Origin of the sequence: Rossellomorea sp. LjRoot5 (assembly GCF_964253455.1) — a bacterium.
Taxonomy (GTDB): Bacteria; Bacillota; Bacilli; order Bacillales; family Bacillaceae_B; genus Rossellomorea.
Map to the genome: position 1 here is coordinate 1550155 of NZ_CAXUQN020000001.1, position 20467 is coordinate 1570621.

The following is a 20467-nucleotide window of genomic DNA, read 5'->3' on the forward strand; positions in this document are numbered from 1 at the left end:
TCCCTTGTATAGTATACAAGGGACTGAGGGCTTTTTTTATTTACATAAAAATCAACGTGCACGATAAAAGGAGGAAATCATCTTGTCCATTCAGATTCCAAGAGGTACACAGGACATCCTGCCTGGTGAAGTGGAAAAATGGCAGTATGTAGAGGAAGTGGCAAAGACCCTTTGTCACAACTATCAGTATAAAGAAATCCGCACCCCGATTTTCGAGGCGAGTGAACTGTTCACCCGTGGAGTGGGGGATACGACGGATATCGTACAGAAAGAAATGTATATGTTTGAAGATCGGGGAGGCAGAAGCCTGGCACTACGACCTGAAGGGACCGCTTCTGTTGTCCGCTCCTTTGTAGGAAATAAAATGTTCGGTCACCCGAATCAGCCGACGAAGCTTTATTACTCGGGTCCGATGTTCCGTTATGAGAGACCTCAAGCCGGCAGGTACCGTCAATTTGTCCAATTTGGCGTCGAAGCTCTCGGAAGTGAAGATCCTGCCATTGATGCAGAAGTGATTTCCCTCGCAATGGGAATTTATAAGAGATTAGGGCTGACTCAATTAAAGCTTGTCATTAATAGTCTTGGTGATGCCGGAAGCAGGAATGCACACAGAGAGGCATTGATCAATCACTTTAAACCGAGGATCGATGAATTCTGTGGCGATTGCCAGAATCGCCTGGAGAAAAATCCACTGCGGATCCTTGATTGTAAGAAAGACCGCGACCATGAATTGATGTCTACAGCACCATCGATTCTTGACTATTTAAATGACGAATCGAAGCAGTATTTTGAAAAAGTTCAAACTCACCTTTCAGACATGGATGTGGAATTCGTAGTGGATCCCACCCTTGTCCGAGGCCTTGATTATTATAATCATACAGCCTTTGAAATCATGAGTGATGCAGAAGGCTTCGGGGCCATTACGACTCTTTGCGGAGGTGGGCGCTACAACGGACTGGTTGAAATGATCGGTGGTCCTGAAACGCATGGAATCGGATTTGCCTTCAGTATCGAAAGGCTGCTTGCGGCATTGGAAGCAGAAGGCGTCGAACTCCCGATTGATCAGGGAGTCGAGTGCTTCATCGTATCATTGGGTGATGACGCGAAAGATTATGCTGTCAAGCTTCTTCATCATTTAAGAGCGGCAGGGATTTCTTCAGAAAAAGATTATCTGGATCGCAAGGTGAAGGGCCAATTCAAAGCGGCCGACCGCTATGAAGCGAAATATGTGGCCGTCATCGGTGATAACGAATTACAAGAAAATAAAATCAATCTGAAAGACATGGCTACTGGTGAGCAGGAAGAAGTGAGCCTGGATCAGTTTGTTGACAATGTAAAGAGCAAGCTCGGTAAATAGAACGCGTTGATTTGATAAGGAGGAGAACATGATGACAAAAAGAACCGCATATTGTGGAGACATAACAGAAACATACATCGGTGAGAAAATCACGATCAAAGGCTGGGTGCAAAAGAGAAGGGACCTGGGAGGCTTGATTTTCATAGACCTTCGTGACAGAGAGGGAATCGTACAGGTCGTGTTTAATCCGGATTTATCGGAAGATGCCCTTTCCCTTGCAGAGAAAATCCGTAATGAATATGTCCTGAGCATAACGGGTACGGTCGTGGCAAGGGGAGAAGGAACGGTGAACCCGAACCTGAAAACCGGAAAAGTGGAAATCCACGCAGAAGAGGTTCAAATCATCAATGAAGCGAAAACCCCTCCATTCATGATTGATGACCAAATGGAAGTGTCGGAAGATGTCCGCTTGAAATATCGTTACGTAGACCTTCGTCGTCCAGCGATGATGGAAACCTTCAAGATGCGTCATCATGTAACGACATCATTCCGCAATTTCTTGAACGATAACGGCTTCCTGGACGTGGAAACGCCGATCTTAACGAAGAGTACGCCGGAAGGGGCACGTGATTATCTCGTTCCGAGCCGTGTCCATAAAGGGGAATTCTATGCCCTGCCACAGTCACCACAAATCTTTAAGCAGCTGCTGATGGTTTCCGGATTCGACCGTTATTATCAAATCGCCCGCTGTTTCCGTGATGAAGATCTTCGTGCAGACCGTCAACCTGAATTCACGCAGATTGATATGGAAATGAGCTTCATGGATAAAGAACAGATCATTTCACTTGTCGAAGATATGATGAAGAAGCTCATGAATGATGTGAAAGGCGTAAACGTTACATTACCTATCCAGAGAATGACGTATGACGATGCCATGAGCCGTTATGGTTCTGACAAACCGGACACACGCTTCGGCATGGAACTGATCGATGTATCCGAAATCGTCAAGGATTCAGGCTTCAAAGTATTTGCCGGCGCTGTCGCGGACGGTGGGCAAGTGAAGCTGATCAATGTGAAAGGTGGGGCATCACAGTATTCCCGTAAAGACATTGATGGATTGACTGAGTTTGTTTCCCGCTACGGAGCAAAAGGGTTAGCATGGCTAAAGGTAGAAGAAGAAGGCTTGAAAGGACCGATCTCAAAATTTGTGACTGAAGAAGATGCTTCGGCGATTTCAACTACTGCGAATGCAGAAGCAGGTGACTTGCTGCTGTTTGTGGCAGATAAGAAATCAGTTGTGGCAGACGCCCTTGGTGCCCTTCGATTGAAATTGGGGAAAGACTTGAAGCTGATTGATGAAACAGTATTCAACTTCCTGTGGGTGACAGACTGGCCTCTACTTGAGTTTGACGAAGGGGAGAACCGTTACTATGCAGCGCATCATCCATTCACGATGCCGGTGAAGGAAGATCTTGAACTGTTCGAAACGGACCCTGCATCTGTCCGTGCCGAAGCGTATGACCTTGTCTTGAACGGATACGAACTTGGAGGCGGATCACTGCGGATATACGAGCGTGACATACAGGAAAAAATGTTCAAGGTCCTTGGATTCTCGAAAGAAGAAGCGGAAGAGCAATTCGGTTTCTTATTGGAAGCCTTCGAATACGGAACGCCTCCACATGGCGGGATCGCCCTTGGGCTGGACCGTTTAGTGATGCTCCTTGCTGGCCGCACGAATCTCCGGGATACGATTGCGTTCCCGAAAACGGCAAGTGCAAGTTGTGTACTGACAGATGCACCGGGTGGAGTAAGTGAAGCTCAATTAAAAGAGCTGTCTTTGTCACTCGATGTAGAATAATGTAATTAAATTCCGGGGGTCATTCGTTGAAATCATCCTGGTGGTATGATATTATTTAGACAATCACAAACGAGTCCTGATGTGTACGACGTTTTTACCTAACAGTTTTGACCGAACAATTCAAACTTCGGGAGCTTGATGTTTCCGCTAGGCGTTCATGCCCCGTGCCGGGGACTAACAAATAGTGGAATAAAGCACCCACCTGCCGAGAGCGGGTTCAAAACGAAGGAAATGATGGCGGCGGCACGATTGGGACTCGTCCAAACAAATTAATAACAGATATTTAAATAAATTGAAGAGTCAGGCTTACACCAGCCTGGCTTTTTTGTCGGGGCTAAACCTACCCTAAATAGGGTAAACGAATGAGAAGGACAACATTTCATGTTGATTTTCGGTCCCCTATCCTTTATTCTAATTCAGTATAAACCTAGTTGAATACTTATAATGGAGTTGATTATTTTGCTACACCAGTTTTCTCGAAATGAACTAGCGATCGGCAAAGAAGGTCTTCAAACCCTTAAGAATAGCACGGTGGCCGTACTCGGAATCGGGGGAGTGGGATCCTTTGCAGCTGAAGCGTTAGCACGTTCCGGTGTAGGCCGTTTAGTGTTAGTGGATAAAGACGATGTGGACATCACCAACGTAAATCGTCAGGTTCATGCATTGCTCTCTACTGTGGGTCAGCCAAAGGTTGATTTGATGAGGGACCGCATTATGGACATCAATCCGGAGTGTGAGGTCATCGCTTTAAAAATGTTCTACACGGAAGAAACATATGAGGAATTCTTTGATCAGGGCCTCGATTATGTCATTGATGCCTCTGATACGATTTCCTATAAAATCCATTTAATGAAAGAATGTCTGAAGCGGGATATTCCATTGATTGCGAGCATGGGCGCGGCGAATAAAACCGATCCGACCCGCTTCAAAATTGCTGACATCAGTAAGACGCATACGGATCCTATCGCCAAAGTGATCCGTACCCGCCTGAAAAAAGAAGGAATCAAAAAAGGTGTGACGGTGGTTTTCTCTGATGAGAGCCCTATCGTCATCCGTGAAGAGATCAGAAAGGAAGTAGGGAAAGATGATGCGAAGATCCGTAAAGCACAGCTTCCTCCGTCTTCCAACGCCTTCGTTCCTTCCGTGGCCGGGCTGATTGCAGCGAGTCATGTGACGAACCAGTTGTTGAAGGATATTGAAATCAAAAGAGTAAAAGACAAATCATAATTCTTTAAAAGGACTGAATCCCCAAGGTGGATTCAGTCCTTTTGTCTGTCCTTCGTTCTTTCTCCTTTTTCATGAGCATCCTTCATCTGAAAAAATTCCAATAAATAGGTAAAAAAAGGATTGACGTTTTATTCTGTCATAGTGTACTATCTAACTAGAACACTAAAACACATTACGGAGGAGTGTAAGGATGAACGCGTTTAAAGGTCTTCTCTGGAAAGACTTCAAAACCTCCAGTATTTGGTTTTATGGCTGGATAGCCATTATTTTTCTCATTTTTATCATAGGGTTGTTGATTGGCCATTATGTCCAGGAGCCAAGCATGACACAAATATTCCTCATTATGATCGGAGTATTCCATTTCGCCTTTCTTCCGGGAATCGTCTGCTCCATGCTGAGGGTGGAAGGGAAAACCCAATTGTGGCTTCATAGTCCCCATAGCGGATTTAAGCTCCTATTATCCAAAATCATCATTGCCTTTATTTATTCCACTCTATCACTGTTACTAGTAGATATATTGGGGATTCTGACCATGGTCATTTTTCAGGAGGAATCTCTTTTCTCTTATTGGCCATTCAAAGAAGGCATTCTCTTTAATCTTGGCGTGACGATTGTCGGACTCTACTTTTCCGGATGGACGATATTCCTGTGGACACTCTACCATTCACTCTCAAAGTATCCGTCACTCAAGAGTATACGCTGGATCGTTATAGGGGGTTGTATCATTGTCTATCAAAGTATAGTGGCTTTTTTCATGAGTATTGAATGGGTGGAAAGATTCTTCTTTGAAACCTTTACCGTAAAGGTGAGTTCCGGATTCTTTTTCTCCGTTGGTGCCGATGAAACGAATGCTGGCTTCGATGCTGAAATGATCCCATTCCCGGTCATGCCTTTCCTGTTTGAAGGAATGATCATGATCATCGTCTTTATCATTTCCTGCCGGTTATTGGATCGTAAGGTTGAGGTGTAGCTTATGACAGAAGAATACACAGCTTCCAAGCCCATCTACCTGCAGATTGCTGATCGAATCATCCGTGAAATCGTGCGGAAAGAGTTAGCACTTGGTGACAAACTGCCTTCCGTCCGGGAAATGGCCGTCCAATCAGGAGTGAATCCGAATACCATTCAACGTACGTACAGTGAATTAGAAAGGATGGACATCGTGGAGACGAGGAGAGGGCAGGGAACATTTGTGACGGAAAAGAAAGAGGTTCTGACAGAGCTGAATGAAAAAGTCCAGAGGGAAGTGATCGAGTCCTTCATCCGGAACATGAAAGAACTGGGTCTGACGAAAGTTCAAATGATCCAAGGTGTTGAAAAATACCTTGACAGAAGAGGGGAGGAATAGAGATGGTGGTGAAATTTGAAGGTGTCACCAAGAAATACGGGAACGAAATAGCATTGAACCAGACATCCTTTCATTTTCAAAAAGGGAAGATATATGGTCTCCTCGGTCCGAACGGCAGCGGCAAATCCACCACATTAAAAATGATTGCCGGACTTGTGCTCCCGAATGCGGGGACTGTCACCATGAACGGGAAACCGGTCACCAGGAAAAGTGCCAGCGAAGTCGCCTATTTGACAGAACTGGATATGTTTTATGAAGCGTTCACCGTTGAGGGGATGATCCGGTTCTACGCCTCTCAATTCCCTGATTTTGATACAGGGAGAGCGAATGAACTGGTGGAATTCATGGAGCTTGATGGCGGGAAGAAGATCAAGCATTTATCGAAAGGGAATCGGGGCAGACTGAAGCTCGTATTGGCATTGTCCCGCAACACGGAAGTGCTGCTACTCGATGAACCATTCTCAGGGCTGGATCCCATGGTTAGGGATACGATCGTGAAAGGCCTCCTCTCCTATATTGATTTCGGACAGCAGACGGTGATCATAGCCACCCATGAAATCGATGAGATTGAAGCGATCCTGGATGAAGCCTATATCATCTCGGATGGAGAAATAAAAGGCCATTGTCAGGTGGAAGAGCTGAGAGAATCAGAAGGCCTATCTGTCCTGCAGTGGTTGAAGAAGACAACAAAATCAGAAGGGAAGATGAAATGATGAAGACGGTTGTGCAATTACAAAGTGTTTCCAAAGTCATCAAAGGCAAGACCATCATTGATAATTTAACGTTCGACGTGTATGAAGGGGAAGTATTCGGTTTCCTTGGACCGAATGGAGCAGGGAAAACAACGACGATCCGCATGATCGTTGGATTGATGAATATATCAAAAGGAGATGTCCTTATCTCAGGAAAAAGCATCAAGAAAGACTTTGAAGGCGCCATTAAGGATGTGGGGGCCATCGTTGAAAATCCTGAGCTTTATAAGTTCATGTCGGGATATCAGAACTTACAACACTTTGCCCGCATGCAAAAAGGGATTTCCGATGAACGAATGAAAGAAGTCATTGAGCTGGTCGGTTTAACGGACCGTATCAATGATAAGGTGAAAACGTACTCCCTTGGAATGAGACAGCGTCTGGGACTTGCCCAGTGCCTGCTCCATAAACCGAAACTACTCATCCTCGATGAGCCGACAAACGGTCTTGATCCGGCTGGAATCCGTGAAATCCGTGCGTATATCAGAAAACTTGCCGAGGAAGAGGGCATGGCGGTCATCGTATCGAGTCACTTATTATCTGAAATGGAAATGATGTGTGACCGAATCGGGATCATCCAGTCCGGTAAGCTTGTCGATGTGCAACAAGTCAGGGACTTTGTAGAAGGGTCTGAACAAGTCTATCACTTCGAAATCAACGATGTGGAAAAAATTAAAGCCGTTCTTAACAGTTTCGACCCCGGCATCAAGTTTGAATCCCAAGGATCACAAGTTCAGGTGGCCCTGACAAAAGAACAAGTACCGGATGTCATCCGGGCACTGGTAGAAGCCGATGTGCAAATATACAGCGTCATGCCTGTAGCCAAAACATTGGAGGACAGGTTCCTGGAAATTACAAATGATAAAGGAGAGGTCATGCATGCTTAGTCTTATTAGAAATGAATGGACCAAAATCTTCAAGCGGGTCGGAACGTTTGTCATGCTTGGACTGTTGATTCTCATTATTGGAGTGACAGGCGCATTCACCAAATATAGCGATTCGAAAGCAAAAGAAATGAATAACTGGAAACAGGAACTAACAGCCCAGGTGGAATCAGATAAGCAGATGTTGGCTGAAACTCCTAATTTGAATAAATTTATTAAAAAAGATACTGAACGAAGAGTCGCGATAAACGAATACCGCATTGAGAACGATATCGAACCAAAAGTAAAAGAAACGACCTGGACGTTCGTAGAAACGAATGCCAATGTCGTTCTGGTTGTAGGATTATTCACCATCATTGTGGCAGCAGGTATCGTCGCAAGTGAATTTAGCTGGGGGACCATCAAGCTATTGCTCATCCGCCCTATATCGCGCACCAAAATCCTTCTTTCTAAATACTTTACCGTCATTTTGTACGGCATGAGTTTGTTGTTATTATTATTCGTCGTATCACTCCTTCTTGGGCTTCTATTGTTCGGAGGGACAGATCAGTCCACTCACCTGGCATTTGTCGATGGGAAAGTGGTTGAGCAGAATATTGTTGGATACTTGATCAAGACGTACTTATTACAAACCGTCAATATCGTGATGATGGCTACTATGGCCTTCATGATTTCAGCTGTGTTCAGAAGCAGCTCACTGGCGATCGGAATTTCATTATTCCTACTATTCGTCGGGGGCAATGCCACAAGCCTGCTCGCCCTTAAATTCGACTGGGCAAAATACAGTCTGTTCGCCAACACAGACCTGACTCAGTACACAGGCTTTACAGCGCCACTCGTCGACGGCATGACCATGGGCTTCTCCATCACCATGCTGATCATTTATTTCATCATCTTCCAGCTGCTTGCCTTCCTGGTATTCAATAAAAGGGACGTAGCGGCATAGAAAAGCCTCCAGGGTCTAGCCGCCGCAGCTGGACAAAATAATGTAAAAACAACAAAGTGACGAACTCATCAGAGTTCGTCACTTTTTATGTGTATCGATATAAATCAGAAAATTTTAGGCGTGTAACTTGTTCAAGGAGGTAGGCGGACTTCGTTGCTTCCTTTTTGCGAAGTGTATTCAGGGCTTCAATCATTTCGTCGTGTGTCATGAGCCCCACACCGTGGCCGAAATACTGGTCTTCTTTTATAAAGACAGAGTTTTCACCCATCCAGATCGGATCTTCAAAATCGGGATTAAAGAAGTAATAGACATCCCCGGGGATATAATCCAGCCCTTTGTATGTGACCATCGGAAGGTCATCATCATAGTTGTGGCCCCAGACAAGGAGATGTGAGTACAGTTCATTGAAATAGGAAGGTTTGATCGTATCAAGGATGGATTTATAGTAAAGCAGGACGATACTTGTTACGCATTCGAAGCTGTACGAAGAACTGTTGGTGAAGATATCATCAATGGCGTCAGATGGAAGCTTGGATTCCTTCAACTGGTATCCGTAAGGGGTCTTGGTCCAAAATGTCGGGTTGAACTTTGAATGTTCGAAAGCTGAAAAAGTGGCGTCACTTTCATTCATTTTTTTTGCATTAGAAATGATTCTTTCCCTTACTTTCAGCTCATATTTGAGCTCTGGAAGATTCCGATACCGATAGTCGGTGGGGCTTTCTTTTAATGTAGTAAATATGTTTTCTTCAACAGCGGTCAGGTTCGGTAAATCCTTTGGGTTGGATTCATTTTCGATGATGATCAATCCATACACCTCCAGGCCTTTTTACTAATGTATGATTGGGTGGGGGGATATGGTAATAACACAGTGAAAAAAATGGAAGAAGAAACGATACTCTTCCGTCTCTTCTTCCACTAAGTTTTCAGGTTATTTTACCTGCTTGTTTATCTTCTCATACACCTGAGCTATGGCCTGTTCGAATTTCCCTGTGGCTTTGGGGGTGTAGTATTGAGCCTTTTTCAGTTTATCCGGCAGGTAGGTTTGTGGCACCCATCCTGATTCATAGCTGTGTGGATATTTATATTCCACACCTCTGCCCAATTCTTTCGCGCCTTGATAGTGTGCATCTTTCAGGTGATCCGGCACTTCGCCGCTCTTTCCTTTCCGGATGTCTGCAAGGGCAAGATCGATGGCGGTTATTGCCGAGTTTGATTTAGGTGATAGACAAAGCTCGATGATTGCGTTCGCTAACGGAATCCTGGCTTCTGGAAACCCGATCTTCTCAGCTGTTTCCACTGCCGCGAGTGTCCGTGGTCCCGCCTGGGGATTGGCAAGGCCGATATCTTCATAGGCAATCACGAGCAATCTCCGTGCAATGCTAGGCAGATCTCCTGCTTCAACGAGTCTTCCGAGGTAGTGGAGGGCTGCATTCACATCACTTCCGCGAATCGATTTCTGAAATGCGCTGACGACATCATAATGAGCATCGCCATCTTTATCGTGAGAAAAGCTTTTCTTTTGAAGGCACTCTTCTGCAATGGAGACATCAATATGAATGACCCCATCCTCACCAGGTGAAGTGGACAATACAGCCAATTCCAATGCATTCAGGGAACTTCTTACATCACCGAAACTGCTACTTGCAAAATGTTCAATCGCTTCATCGGTTACATCGAGTGAATATCCGCCCAAACCGCGTTCTTCATCTTCAATGGCACGGTTCAGGGCGATTTTCATTTCTTCTATTGAAAGAGGCTTTAATTCGAAAATCTGGCATCTGCTTCGAATGGCTGGATTGATGGCATGATAGGGATTGCTTGTTGTCGCCCCGATCAATGTAATCATCCCGTTCTCTAAATAGGGAAGGAGGAAATCCTGCTTTCCTTTATCCAGTCGGTGGACCTCATCCAATAGGAGGACCACACTTCCTGACATTTTCGCTTCTTCTGCTACGATTTGAATATCTTTTTTATTATTCGTCACGGCGTTCAGGGTTTTGAAACGGTATTTTGTACTTCCGGCTATGGCACTTGCAATGGACGTTTTTCCAATGCCGGGAGGACCGTACAGGATCATGGATGATAGCTGCTTCGCCTTCACCATCCGGTCGATGATTTTTCCTTCCCCTACTAAATGCTGCTGCCCGATGATTTCCTCGATGGTTCTTGGTCTCATCTTGAAGGCAAGTGGTTTTATCGACATGAAACATCTCTCCAAACTGACGTTCTAGTACCATTCACTTTATCACAGGAGATCCCATTAAGGAAATATTGTGGATGCACAGTGAGAATGAAACCGCCCCTTTCACAGTGAGAGTGCGAATATGCTATAATAACAAAAGTCAATAAGAAGAAAAACGTCCCGTCTCAACATGTGACGTTATTAAATATAATAGAGGTGCTGGACATGAAGATATCAACTAAAGGCCGCTACGGTTTAACCATTATGATCGAACTTGCAAAACGCCACGGTGAAGGGCCTACTTCACTGAAGACCATCGCACAGCAGCATGAGCTGTCTGAACATTATCTTGAACAGCTTGTCGCTCCACTGCGGAACGGCGGTCTGGTCAGAAGTATCAGGGGGGCGTACGGTGGTTATGTATTGGGCCATGAGCCTTCTGACATTACAGCGGGGGATATTATCCGGATCCTTGAAGGACCGATCAGTCCCGTGGAAGGAATCGAGGACGAGGAACCGGCAAAGCGTGAACTGTGGATCCGGATCCGTGATGCAGTCAAAGATGTACTCGACAATACCACAATAGAAGATTTGGCCAGCCACTCTGATGACGGGGAATCAGATGCGTATATGTTCTATATCTAGGAGGTAACAATCAATGGAAAGAGTGTATCTGGATCATGCTGCAACATCGCCCTTGCATCCTGAAGTGATCGATGAAATGACAGCTGTGATGAAGGAGTCCTTTGGTAATCCTTCAAGCATTCATTCATTTGGACGTGCATCACGTCATCTTGTGGATCATGCACGGACCATCATTGCAGAAAGCATCCATGCCGATTACAATGAGATCATTTTCACCAGTGGTGGAACTGAGGCGGATAATTTAGCGATTATCGGAACGGCCGAAGCCAATAAGGAAAAGGGTAACCACATCATTACGACACAGACCGAGCATCATGCAGTGCTCCATGCATGTGAATTTCTCGAGTCAAAAGGCTTCGAGGTCACGTACCTGCCTGTGGACCGTGCAGGAAGAATAGCGCTTCCGGACCTAGAAAGGGAACTGAGGGATGATACCATCCTCGTGACGATCATGTACGGGAATAATGAAGTGGGGACCCTTCAGCCGATTAAAGAAATCGGTGAATTATTACGGGATCATCAGGCCATTTTTCATACGGATGCTGTACAGGCATTCGGGTTGACTAACATCGATGTCAAGGACCTGGGGGTCGATTTGCTTTCGGTTTCAGGGCATAAAATCAACGGTCCCAAGGGAATTGGATTTCTTTATTCCCATAAAGGTGTGGACCTGCAACCGGGATCATACGGCGGCGAGCAGGAACGGAAGCGTCGTGCAGGAACAGAGAATGTCCATGCAATCGTGGGTCTTGGCAAAGCAGTGGAGCTGGCCCGGCATTCTCTTGAAGAGAAGCATGCGGCGCTCTCTGGTCTCAAGAATTTACTTAGGGAAACATTGGCCCATAATGGGATAGAATTCGAAGAGAACGGATCCCTTGAGCACGGATTACCCCATGTGCTAAACTTAAGCTTTCCCGGCACGGATGTAGAATCCATGCTGATGAATTTGGATATGGCAGGTATCGCCGTTTCAAGCGGTTCCGCTTGTACGGCTGGATCGATAGAACCATCACATGTACTTGTGGCGATGTATGGGAAACAGTCTGAGCAATCAAGGAACTCCATCCGTTTCAGCTTCGGTCTTGGAAACACGGAGGAGCAGATTGAGAGGACTGCCCATGAAGTCGCAAACATCGTGAAGAGATTAACAACATAAGATGGTCGTCTAATTCAGGCGATCGAACGGAAATAAGGAGGTGGCGTTAGTGAAAAAAGAACCAAAGGATACGAGAGTGGTCGTTGGGATGTCCGGTGGAGTGGACTCTTCTGTAGCCGCATTATTATTGAAACAGCAGGGCTATGAAGTCATCGGGATTTTCATGAAGAACTGGGATGATACGGATGAAAACGGAGTATGTACAGCAACCGAAGACTACAACGATGTGATTCGGGTATGTAACCAAATTGGGATTCCTTACTACGCTGTGAATTTTGAGAAACAATACTGGGATAAAGTGTTTACGTACTTCCTGGATGAATATAAAGCCGGAAGGACCCCGAATCCCGATGTGATGTGCAATAAGGAAATCAAGTTCAAGGCATTCCTTGATCATGCGCTGAAATTAGGGGCGGATTATCTCGCAACGGGTCACTATGCCCAGATCGAATATCGTGACGGAGAATATAAGATGCTCCGTGGCGTCGATAACAATAAAGATCAAACATACTTCCTCAATCAGCTGGGGCAGGATCAGCTTGAGAAAGTGATGTTCCCACTTGGAGCGATCGATAAGAAGAAGGTAAGGGAAATCGCGAAGGAAGCGGGCCTTGCCACGGCGACCAAGAAAGACAGTACGGGAATCTGCTTCATCGGTGAACGTAACTTCAAAGATTTCTTGAGTAACTATCTTCCGGCGCAACCTGGAAAGATGGAGACACTGGATGGAACAGTGATTGGGAAACATGATGGTTTAATGTACTATACCATCGGTCAGCGTCACGGACTTGGCATCGGCGGTGCAGGTGATCCTTGGTTCGCCATCGGGAAGGACCTGGAAAGAAACGTCCTTTACGTAGGTCAAAGCTTTGAGCACCCTGCCCTTTATTCCGATTCCATCCTTGCGACGGATGTGCACTGGACATCGAACGAAGAGAAATCGTCTGAATTCGCATGCACGGCAAAATTCCGTTACCGCCAGGCTGATAATAAGGTAACGGTCATTCCTATGGAAGATGGCAAGGTAAAAGTGATCTTTGATGAACCCATTCGAGCGGTGACGCCGGGACAGGCCGTTGTATTCTACAATGGAGATGAATGTCTTGGTGGTGGAACGATCGATACCATCTTTAAAGATGAAAAAAAACTGACGTACGTCGGATAAAGCAAAAGGACTGAGAAAAGGAGAGCTGGAATCTCTTTTCTCTCAGTCCTTTTTTTCATCAAGGAAGGATTCCATTTCCGGATGTCCCTTATGTTATACTAGTAACGATAAAAGGAAGTACATACATAAATAATAGACCATATAGAGGTGTTTACATTGGATAAGAATTTAAAAGGAATAGAGTTATTGCAAGAAGGAAAAGTAGAAGAGGCGGTAAAACTCTTTACAGAAGCCATCGAAGAAAACCCAAAGGAGCCGGTTGGGTATATCAATTTTGGAAATGTATTGATGTCGGTTGGCGACAATGAAAAAGCGAAGAAGTTTTTTGAACGGGCGATTTCCGTCGATGAAAACGCAGGAGCAGCTTATTACTCTCTCGGAAATCTCTTTTTCAATGAGAATAAGTTTGACGAAGCAAAAGATCAATTTGAAAAGGCCATCTCAAAAGGCATGGAGAATGCCGACGTATTCTTTATGCTTGGAATGAGTCTGTTCCAGTTAGATCAGCCAAGGTTTGCACTACCGTACTTTCAGCGAAGTGTTGAATTGAATGAAGAAGACATCGAAGCCCGTTTTCAATTAGGATTGTGTCTTGCGAAAGTGGAAGCATATGAAGAAGCGATCACTCAATTATCCCAAGTGGTGGAAACGGATCCGGAGCATGCAGATGCTTATTACAATCTGGGGGTTGCGTATGCAGGACACAAGGATGAGGCGGATACGGCACTCATGTATTTCAACAAAGCCATTGAGGTTCAACCTGATCATATGCTGGCGGGTTATGGAATCAAGATGATCGAAAAGCTTAAAAATGAACAAAGTGAATAGTTAGGGGGTTCTCTGCCTTGAGCCAGCAAGACTCTTTAAAGCTGTTTGGTGAGGAAGAAATTTATATAAAAGGAAGACATCTTGTCACTATTTTTCATAATGAGGAAAATCTCTATTCTGTTGTGAGAATCCGTGTGGACGAAACGAATGATTCATACGAGGATAAAGAGGCGGTCGTAACTGGGAATTTTCCTAAGATACATGAAGATGAGACCTATGTATTTTATGGAAGGTTTCAAGAGCACCCAAGGTTTGGCATGCAGTTTCATGTCAAGCATTTCAAGAAAGAAATCCCCCAAACCACACAGGGCGTCGTCCATTATTTATCAAGTGATCTATTTAAGGGGATCGGAAAAAAAACAGCTGAGAAGATAGTGGAGCATATCGGGGAAAATGCGATCAGTAAAATACTCGAAAATCCAAGCCTCTTAGATGAAATTCCAAAGCTTCCAAAAGAAAAGGCTAAGAGTATCTATGATACGTTATCTGAGCATCAGGGGCTCGAGCGGGTCATGATCATGCTGAATGAGCTTGGATTCGGTCCCCAGATTTCCATGAAGGTCTATCAGGCTTATAAAGAGCAGGCACTTGAAATCATTCAAAAAAATCCTTATAAGCTTGTGGAAGATATTGAAGGGATCGGGTTCACCCGGGCAGATGAATTGGGATCCAAGATTGGTTTGACAGGCAGTCATCCGGACCGGATCAAAGCCGGCTGTTTATATACCCTGGAACAAACATGCGTCAAGCAGAGTCATGTGTATCTTGAAGCGGAAGAACTCATTGTAACGGTGAAAGAGCTCCTAGAGAAAAGTCAGCCTGAAAGAATTGAATTCACCGATATATCCAGTCAACTGGTTTCGCTGGAAGAAGAAAGTAAAGTCATCGGTGAAGGGACGAAGGTGTATGTCCCCTCCCTCTATTTTTCTGAAAAAGGGATAGTGACAAACATTGAAAAGATACTGTCCCAGACCCAGTATAAAGATCAATTTCCCCAGTCTGAATTCCTTCTGTCACTGGGGGCCCTGGAGGACAGGCTTGGAGTGCAGTATGCGCCTTCTCAAAAGGAAGCCATCGAGACGGCCTTGATGTCTCCCATGCTTCTGTTGACGGGTGGACCGGGTACAGGGAAGACCACTGTCATTCAGGGGATCGTCGAACTGTTCGCGGATCTTCACGGGTGTTCTCTGGATCCCAAGGATTACAAAGATGAACCGTTCCCCGTATTGCTGACGGCCCCTACAGGACGTGCAGCTAAGCGGATGACGGAATCAACGGGGCTGCCTGCCATGACGATCCACCGACTCCTCGGATGGAATGGTCAGGAAGGATTTCAGAGCGATGAAGAACGGGCCATCGAGGGCAAGCTGTTGATTGTGGACGAAGTGTCCATGGTCGACACTTGGCTTGCCCATCAATTGCTGAAGGCTCTGCCTGAGGATATCCAAGTGATATTTGTCGGGGATGAAGATCAATTGCCGTCTGTCGGTCCAGGTCAGGTACTGAAGGACTTATTGAATTCGGAAAGCGTGCCGACTGTCAGGTTGACGGATATATACAGGCAGGAAGAAGGTTCCTCGATCATTGAACTCGCCCATTACATGAAAAGGGGACAGGTTCCCGCAGATTTGACCAAACAGCAAAAAGATCGTTCGTTCTTTCCATGCAGGACGAATCAGATTTCCGAGGTCGTTCAAAAAGTGGTTGAAAATGCAAAGAAGAAGGGCTACTCACCAAAAGATATACAGGTACTTGCCCCTATGTACAGGGGTCCTGCAGGAATTGACCGCTTGAATGAACTTCTTCAAGAGATATTTAACAGTAATGATGGGACCCGGAAAGAAATCGCCTTCGGGGATGTGAAATACCGGATAGGGGATAAGGTTCTTCAGCTTGTCAATCAGCCTGAAAACAATGTTTTTAACGGGGATATCGGTGAAATCGTTTCGATCTTTTATGCAAAGGAAAACACTGAGAAACAGGACATGATCATTGTTTTATATGAAGGCAATGAGGTAACGTATACACGGCAGGACCTCATGCAGATCACCCATGCGTATTGCTGCTCGATCCATAAATCCCAGGGAAGCGAGTTTCCCATTGTCATTTTACCTGTCGTGAAGAGTTATTATCGGATGTTACGGAGGAATCTCTTATATACAGCCATTACAAGGAGCAAGCAATTTCTCATTCTCTGCGGGGAGCTGGATGCTTTCAAACTTGGAGTGGAGAGGGAAGATGACTTTCTCAGAAAAACGACCTTGAGTGAGAAGCTGAGAGGCTTAATCGATCATGATGGTAGTCAGGGGGAAGTGGATTCATCAGATGGGGACTTACCCATTGAAGAATTCCTCCTGAATGAAGATCCGATGATTGGGATGGAAGGGATCAGCCCTTACGATTTCATGAAGGCATAAAGTTGATGAATGACGATTTCATTCATCAACTTTTTTTTAGGTTTATTGTCAACTTAAAATAAATTAAAGTTGACATATATTTAATGAAAGCGATATTCTTATCTTGTAGAAAAAATGACAGATGGGGGAAGACAGATGAACAGAAAATTAAGGACGATCGATCTTACACTGGCAGGGATGTTTGTTGCACTTATGGCGATTGGTGCCAACATCACCACATTCGTACCTTTTATGGTAGTGGGGGGTGTCCCTATTACGCTACAAACGTTTTTCGCCATTTTAGCAGGAGCAATTCTTGGAAGCAGGATCGGGGCGATTTCCATGACAGTGTACGCATTGGTTGGACTCGTGGGGGTCCCTGTATTTGCACGATTTGGAGCAGGGTTATCATCTATAGTGAGCCCGACTTTCGGATTTGTGGTTTCGTTTATTTTCACAGCTTACATCACAGGTAAAATCGTAGAAAAACATAAACATAAAGGAATCAAAGTATATATCTTCGCAGCACTGGTCGGGATGGTGGTCAATTACGTAGTCGGAACGAACTGGATGTACGCTGCTTACAAGTTCTGGGCACAAGCTCCGGAAGGATTCACCTATAAGCTCGCATGGGCATGGATGGTGGTTCCACTGCCTAAAGACATCATTTTAGCCGTCTGTGCAGGTGTCATGGCACATCGTCTAGAGAAATCGGTCCTATCAAAAAGTACATTCAGGAATCTGAATCGGGCAGCATAATGGGGGGAAGATGACTTATGAAAACGTGGAAAGCACTTGCGGAACAGGTCATTGAGGGAAGAGAAGTAACGAATGAAGAAGCTTTATCCATCCTGCGAAGTCCTGATGAGGAGCTTTTGGAGTTATTGCACAGCGCGTATTTGATCCGGAAACATTATTATGGAAATAAGGTCAAATTAAATATGATCATCAATACCAAATCGGGACTGTGTCCTGAGAATTGTGGGTACTGTTCCCAGTCGAGCGTCTCTGATGCACCGATCGAGAAGTACCGCATGGTGGATAAAGAAACCATCATGAAGGGAGCAAAAAATGCTCATCAACTAAATGTAGGCACCTACTGCATCGTGGCAAGTGGCCGGGGTCCGAGCAATCGGGAAGTGGATCATGTTGTATCAGCGGTTAAAGAAATCAAGCAACAGTATAATTTGAAGGTATGTGCGTGCCTCGGATTATTAAAGGGTGACCAGGCGAAACGGTTAAAGGAAGCAGGGGTGGATCGCTACAACCATAACATCAATACATCCGTTAACCACCATGAAAACATCACCACTTCCCATACATATGAAGACAGGGTGAATACCGTAGAGCAGGCAAAAGCACAAGGGATCTCTCCTTGCTCTGGAATCATCGTCGGAATGAAAGAAACGCTGCAGGATGTGGTGGATATGGCACATAGCCTGAAGGTTCTCGACGCCGACTCGATTCCGGTCAATTTTCTTCATGCCATCGACGGGACGCCTCTTGAAGGAACGGATGAACTGAACCCGAGATATTGCTTAAAGGTCCTTTGCTTGATGCGCTTCATCAATCCGACGAAAGAGATCAGGATATCCGGTGGACGTGAAGTGAACCTGCGAAGCCTGCAGCCATTGGGCCTTTATCCCGCAAACTCGATCTTTGTCGGGGATTACTTGACGACAGCCGGCCAGGACGGGACAGCGGACCATAGAATGCTTGAAGATCTCGGATTCGAAATTGATTATGTGAAAGAAGGAATCCGGCAGTCCGTCACCACCCGATAAAAATATTCAATGGATGCTATGGAAAAGGTTACTCCTTATGAATTCAGGAAAATATCCCACACTATATAAGAACGTTGATATTGCATCAATGTTCGTGCGTCAGAACTCATTAAACAAGTATAAAACATGCACTGATTGGACATGATGGTAGGGAATAATCACCATTATCCGGTGAAGCCCTGAGGTGAACGTACCGATGAAGTGTCCAAATTGTCAGAGCAAAGATATCGGAAAGATCGGCATCAACCAATACTATTGTTGGGGCTGCTATATTGAACTTTCCTTATCTAAGGGAGTCATTCATACTCACCAGGTAGAAGAGGATGGATCACTCAGCTCCTTAGATGACTTGTTTGATGAGGAAGAACGCCGACTAAGCTAGGAAGAGGTGTCTTTCTTGAATAAAACATTTGCATCCATCGTTGGTTTTGGAGCAGGCGTCGCGGCTTCCATCTATTCTCAAAGATCCAATATGATGAGTCAGAGACAAATGAAACGAATCCGTAAACAAGTAAAGAAACTTTTTTAACAGCTGAAAGAGACTGGCTCATTATGGGTCAGTCTCTTTATTGTTCTTTTGTGAATAAGGGTGAATGAATCCCAATGAATAAAACCACCTCTTATCTTCAAACACTAGAGGAGAAAAGAGGGAGGTGTGGATGGTGGAAAGAAGATCCTATACAAGTTGGATATACAGGCTTTCAATGGCCCTCATATTTGCATTATTACTATATGTTCTCTATTTATTGAAGCCTGTGTGGCATCCGGTATTAGAGGTCGTATTCTTTTCCCTGCTTCCCTTCTTCATAGGCGGCTTCATTGCCTACCTGCTTCATCCGGTAGTGGAGAAGCTGCATGAAGCAGGCATTCACAGGGGGATCGCCATACTGCTCATCTACCTCCTCTTCTTTGGGGGATTGGGCTATAGCATCTATAAAGGGACCCCGGCCATCATTCATCAGCTGAAGGATTTATCGGAGAACGCGCCGATTTTCACAGAGCAGTACCAGGGGTGGTTGAAGGTTGTGCAAAGCGAGACTTCCACATGGCCGGACGGGATCCAGTCACAGCTTGAGAAGAGAATAGACGGACTCGAAGCGTGGGTGACGGGGCTTGTGGCTTTGGTCCTGGCAACCGTCATGAAGTTTATGAACAGTCTGCTCATCGTCGCCATCATTCCCTTCGTATCCTTTTATTTGTTGAAGGATATAACAAAAGTAAAGGCGTTCATGTGGCAGCTCACGCCGAAAAAATGGAGGCAGAGTGCGATATCATTTTCATATGACGTGGATAAATCCCTCGGAGGTTACATCAGGGGGCAGCTCCTCGTCTGTTTGATCATCGGAGGTGTTTCAGCCATCACCCTATGGATGATGGGTATGAAATACCCCCTCATTCTCGGGTTGATCATTGGAGTCACGAATGTGATCCCTTATTTCGGACCGATCATCGGGGCTGTACCGGCAGCCATTGTGGCAAGTACGATTTCCACGAATATGGTGATTTATGTGGTCATCCTTGTCGTGGTCCTGCAGTTCCTGGAAGGTAACATCCTATCACCTCTCATCGTCGGGAAAAGCCTTCATATGCATCCTCTCTTTATTATGGGGGCTTTGATCCTCGGGGGCGAGGTGGGAGGAGTGATCGGAATGATCGTTGCGGTTCCGTTTCTGGCGGTCATAAAGGTGGCAATATTACACGGCAGGACCCATTTTCTTCATGCGATGAAGAATGATAATGCTGAAAAATGGGAATGATCATTGACAAATACCATGAATATTTCTATAATCCAACATATACAAGTATTCGCATAAAATGAAAGCAATGAAGGACCGAGTACGTTATAGTCCATCTTCCAGAGAGAAATCCCCCAGGCTGCAAGGGAATTCAGATGAAGGATAACGGAATGCTAATCCTGAGTGCAGGTAAAGCCTGCCGTCTTGCCGCGTTAAGGTGTATTGAGGGATGAATGAACGCCATCGTGTTTATTCATAACCAG

The 20467-nt window shown here is 45.2% G+C and carries 20 protein-coding genes, 1 other RNA gene and 2 other annotated features (2 of these 23 running past the window's edge); of the genes, 19 read left to right on the forward strand and 2 right to left on the reverse strand.

The features are described 5' to 3' along the window. Positions 1-8 (forward strand) — a binding site (T-box leader) (it extends 224 nt beyond the left edge of the window). A 74-nt stretch (positions 9-82) separates the two neighbouring features. From hisS to ACSQ2E_RS07905, 9 genes are all read left to right on the forward strand, one after another. After that, positions 83-1357, forward strand: coding sequence for a histidine--tRNA ligase (hisS, locus tag ACSQ2E_RS07865; protein WP_435990038.1), 1275 nt, complete (start codon positions 83-85; stop codon positions 1355-1357). Between the two features lie 31 nt (positions 1358-1388). After that, complete coding sequence (aspS, locus tag ACSQ2E_RS07870) at positions 1389-3155, forward strand: aspartate--tRNA ligase (RefSeq protein ID WP_435994443.1); 1767 nt, start codon at positions 1389-1391, stop codon at positions 3153-3155. A gap of 70 nt (positions 3156-3225) precedes the next feature. Beyond that, a non-coding RNA gene (gene ssrS / locus ACSQ2E_RS07875) (6S RNA) lies at positions 3226-3415 on the forward strand. Positions 3416-3614: 199 nt separating this feature from the next. Then, positions 3615-4382 carry a tRNA threonylcarbamoyladenosine dehydratase gene (locus ACSQ2E_RS07880; RefSeq protein ID WP_435990039.1) on the forward strand — a complete coding sequence of 256 codons (768 nt, stop codon included), beginning with the start codon at positions 3615-3617 and terminating at the stop codon, positions 4380-4382. 190 nt (positions 4383-4572) lie between these two features. Continuing rightward, the gene (locus ACSQ2E_RS07885) at positions 4573-5352 is read left to right on the forward strand and encodes a hypothetical protein (RefSeq protein WP_435990040.1); all 780 of its coding nucleotides are present in this window, start codon (positions 4573-4575) and stop codon (positions 5350-5352) included. Positions 5353-5355: 3 nt separating this feature from the next. Then, positions 5356-5730: a GntR family transcriptional regulator gene (locus ACSQ2E_RS07890; RefSeq protein ID WP_435990041.1), complete on the forward strand. Its 375-nt coding sequence runs from the start codon at positions 5356-5358 to the stop codon at positions 5728-5730. A gap of 2 nt (positions 5731-5732) precedes the next feature. Beyond that, the gene (locus ACSQ2E_RS07895) at positions 5733-6443 is read left to right on the forward strand and encodes an ABC transporter ATP-binding protein (protein ID WP_435990042.1); all 711 of its coding nucleotides are present in this window, start codon (positions 5733-5735) and stop codon (positions 6441-6443) included. Beyond that, positions 6443-7369, forward strand: a complete 927-nt coding sequence (locus ACSQ2E_RS07900) for an ABC transporter ATP-binding protein (RefSeq protein WP_435994445.1) — start codon at positions 6443-6445, stop codon at positions 7367-7369. The genes ACSQ2E_RS07895 and ACSQ2E_RS07900 overlap by 1 nt, the downstream gene beginning before the upstream one ends. Next, a complete protein-coding gene (locus tag ACSQ2E_RS07905) occupies positions 7362-8312 on the forward strand; it encodes an ABC transporter permease (RefSeq protein ID WP_435990043.1) in 951 nt (316 codons plus the stop codon). The genes ACSQ2E_RS07900 and ACSQ2E_RS07905 overlap by 8 nt, the downstream gene beginning before the upstream one ends. Before the next feature lie 85 nt (positions 8313-8397). Here ACSQ2E_RS07905 and ACSQ2E_RS07910 read toward each other — a convergent pair whose 3' ends face one another. Together ACSQ2E_RS07910 and ACSQ2E_RS07915 are read right to left on the reverse strand one after the other, a co-directional pair. Further along, a complete protein-coding gene (locus ACSQ2E_RS07910; protein ID WP_435990044.1) occupies positions 8398-9117 on the reverse strand; it encodes a protein-glutamine gamma-glutamyltransferase in 720 nt (239 codons plus the stop codon). Between the two features lie 123 nt (positions 9118-9240). Next, entirely contained in the window at positions 9241-10515 is a 1275-nt protein-coding gene (locus ACSQ2E_RS07915) for a replication-associated recombination protein A (RefSeq protein ID WP_435990045.1), read from the reverse strand. A gap of 204 nt (positions 10516-10719) precedes the next feature. Between ACSQ2E_RS07915 and cymR the strand changes: the two genes are divergently transcribed. The 10 genes from cymR (at position 10720) to ACSQ2E_RS07965 (ending at position 20225) form a co-directional block, all read left to right on the forward strand. Then, positions 10720-11139, forward strand: coding sequence for a cysteine metabolism transcriptional regulator CymR (gene cymR / locus ACSQ2E_RS07920; protein WP_435990046.1), 420 nt, complete (start codon positions 10720-10722; stop codon positions 11137-11139). A 13-nt stretch (positions 11140-11152) separates the two neighbouring features. Next, complete coding sequence (locus ACSQ2E_RS07925) at positions 11153-12295, forward strand: cysteine desulfurase family protein (protein ID WP_435990047.1); 1143 nt, start codon at positions 11153-11155, stop codon at positions 12293-12295. A 49-nt stretch (positions 12296-12344) separates the two neighbouring features. Further along, a complete protein-coding gene (gene mnmA, locus ACSQ2E_RS07930; protein WP_435990048.1) occupies positions 12345-13460 on the forward strand; it encodes a tRNA 2-thiouridine(34) synthase MnmA in 1116 nt (371 codons plus the stop codon). A 156-nt stretch (positions 13461-13616) separates the two neighbouring features. Further along, positions 13617-14288 (forward strand): tetratricopeptide repeat protein, encoded by a 672-nt coding sequence (locus tag ACSQ2E_RS07935; RefSeq protein ID WP_435990049.1) that lies wholly within the window; start codon positions 13617-13619, stop codon positions 14286-14288. Between the two features lie 17 nt (positions 14289-14305). Beyond that, on the forward strand, positions 14306-16705 hold the full coding sequence (recD2, locus tag ACSQ2E_RS07940) for an SF1B family DNA helicase RecD2 (RefSeq protein ID WP_435990050.1): 2400 nt from the start codon (positions 14306-14308) through the stop codon (positions 16703-16705). Between the two features lie 135 nt (positions 16706-16840). Further along, positions 16841-17443 (forward strand): biotin transporter BioY, encoded by a 603-nt coding sequence (locus tag ACSQ2E_RS07945; RefSeq protein WP_435990051.1) that lies wholly within the window; start codon positions 16841-16843, stop codon positions 17441-17443. Between the two features lie 17 nt (positions 17444-17460). After that, positions 17461-18468: a biotin synthase BioB gene (gene bioB / locus ACSQ2E_RS07950; protein WP_435990052.1), complete on the forward strand. Its 1008-nt coding sequence runs from the start codon at positions 17461-17463 to the stop codon at positions 18466-18468. 196 nt (positions 18469-18664) lie between these two features. Next, positions 18665-18850, forward strand: a complete 186-nt coding sequence (locus ACSQ2E_RS07955) for a hypothetical protein (RefSeq protein ID WP_034757353.1) — start codon at positions 18665-18667, stop codon at positions 18848-18850. A gap of 6 nt (positions 18851-18856) precedes the next feature. Next, complete coding sequence (locus ACSQ2E_RS07960) at positions 18857-18997, forward strand: YrzQ family protein (protein WP_094075150.1); 141 nt, start codon at positions 18857-18859, stop codon at positions 18995-18997. Positions 18998-19127: 130 nt separating this feature from the next. Continuing rightward, a complete protein-coding gene (locus tag ACSQ2E_RS07965) occupies positions 19128-20225 on the forward strand; it encodes an AI-2E family transporter (RefSeq protein WP_435990053.1) in 1098 nt (365 codons plus the stop codon). Positions 20226-20283: 58 nt separating this feature from the next. Further along, positions 20284-20467: a binding site (T-box leader), on the forward strand; it runs 34 nt beyond the window's last position.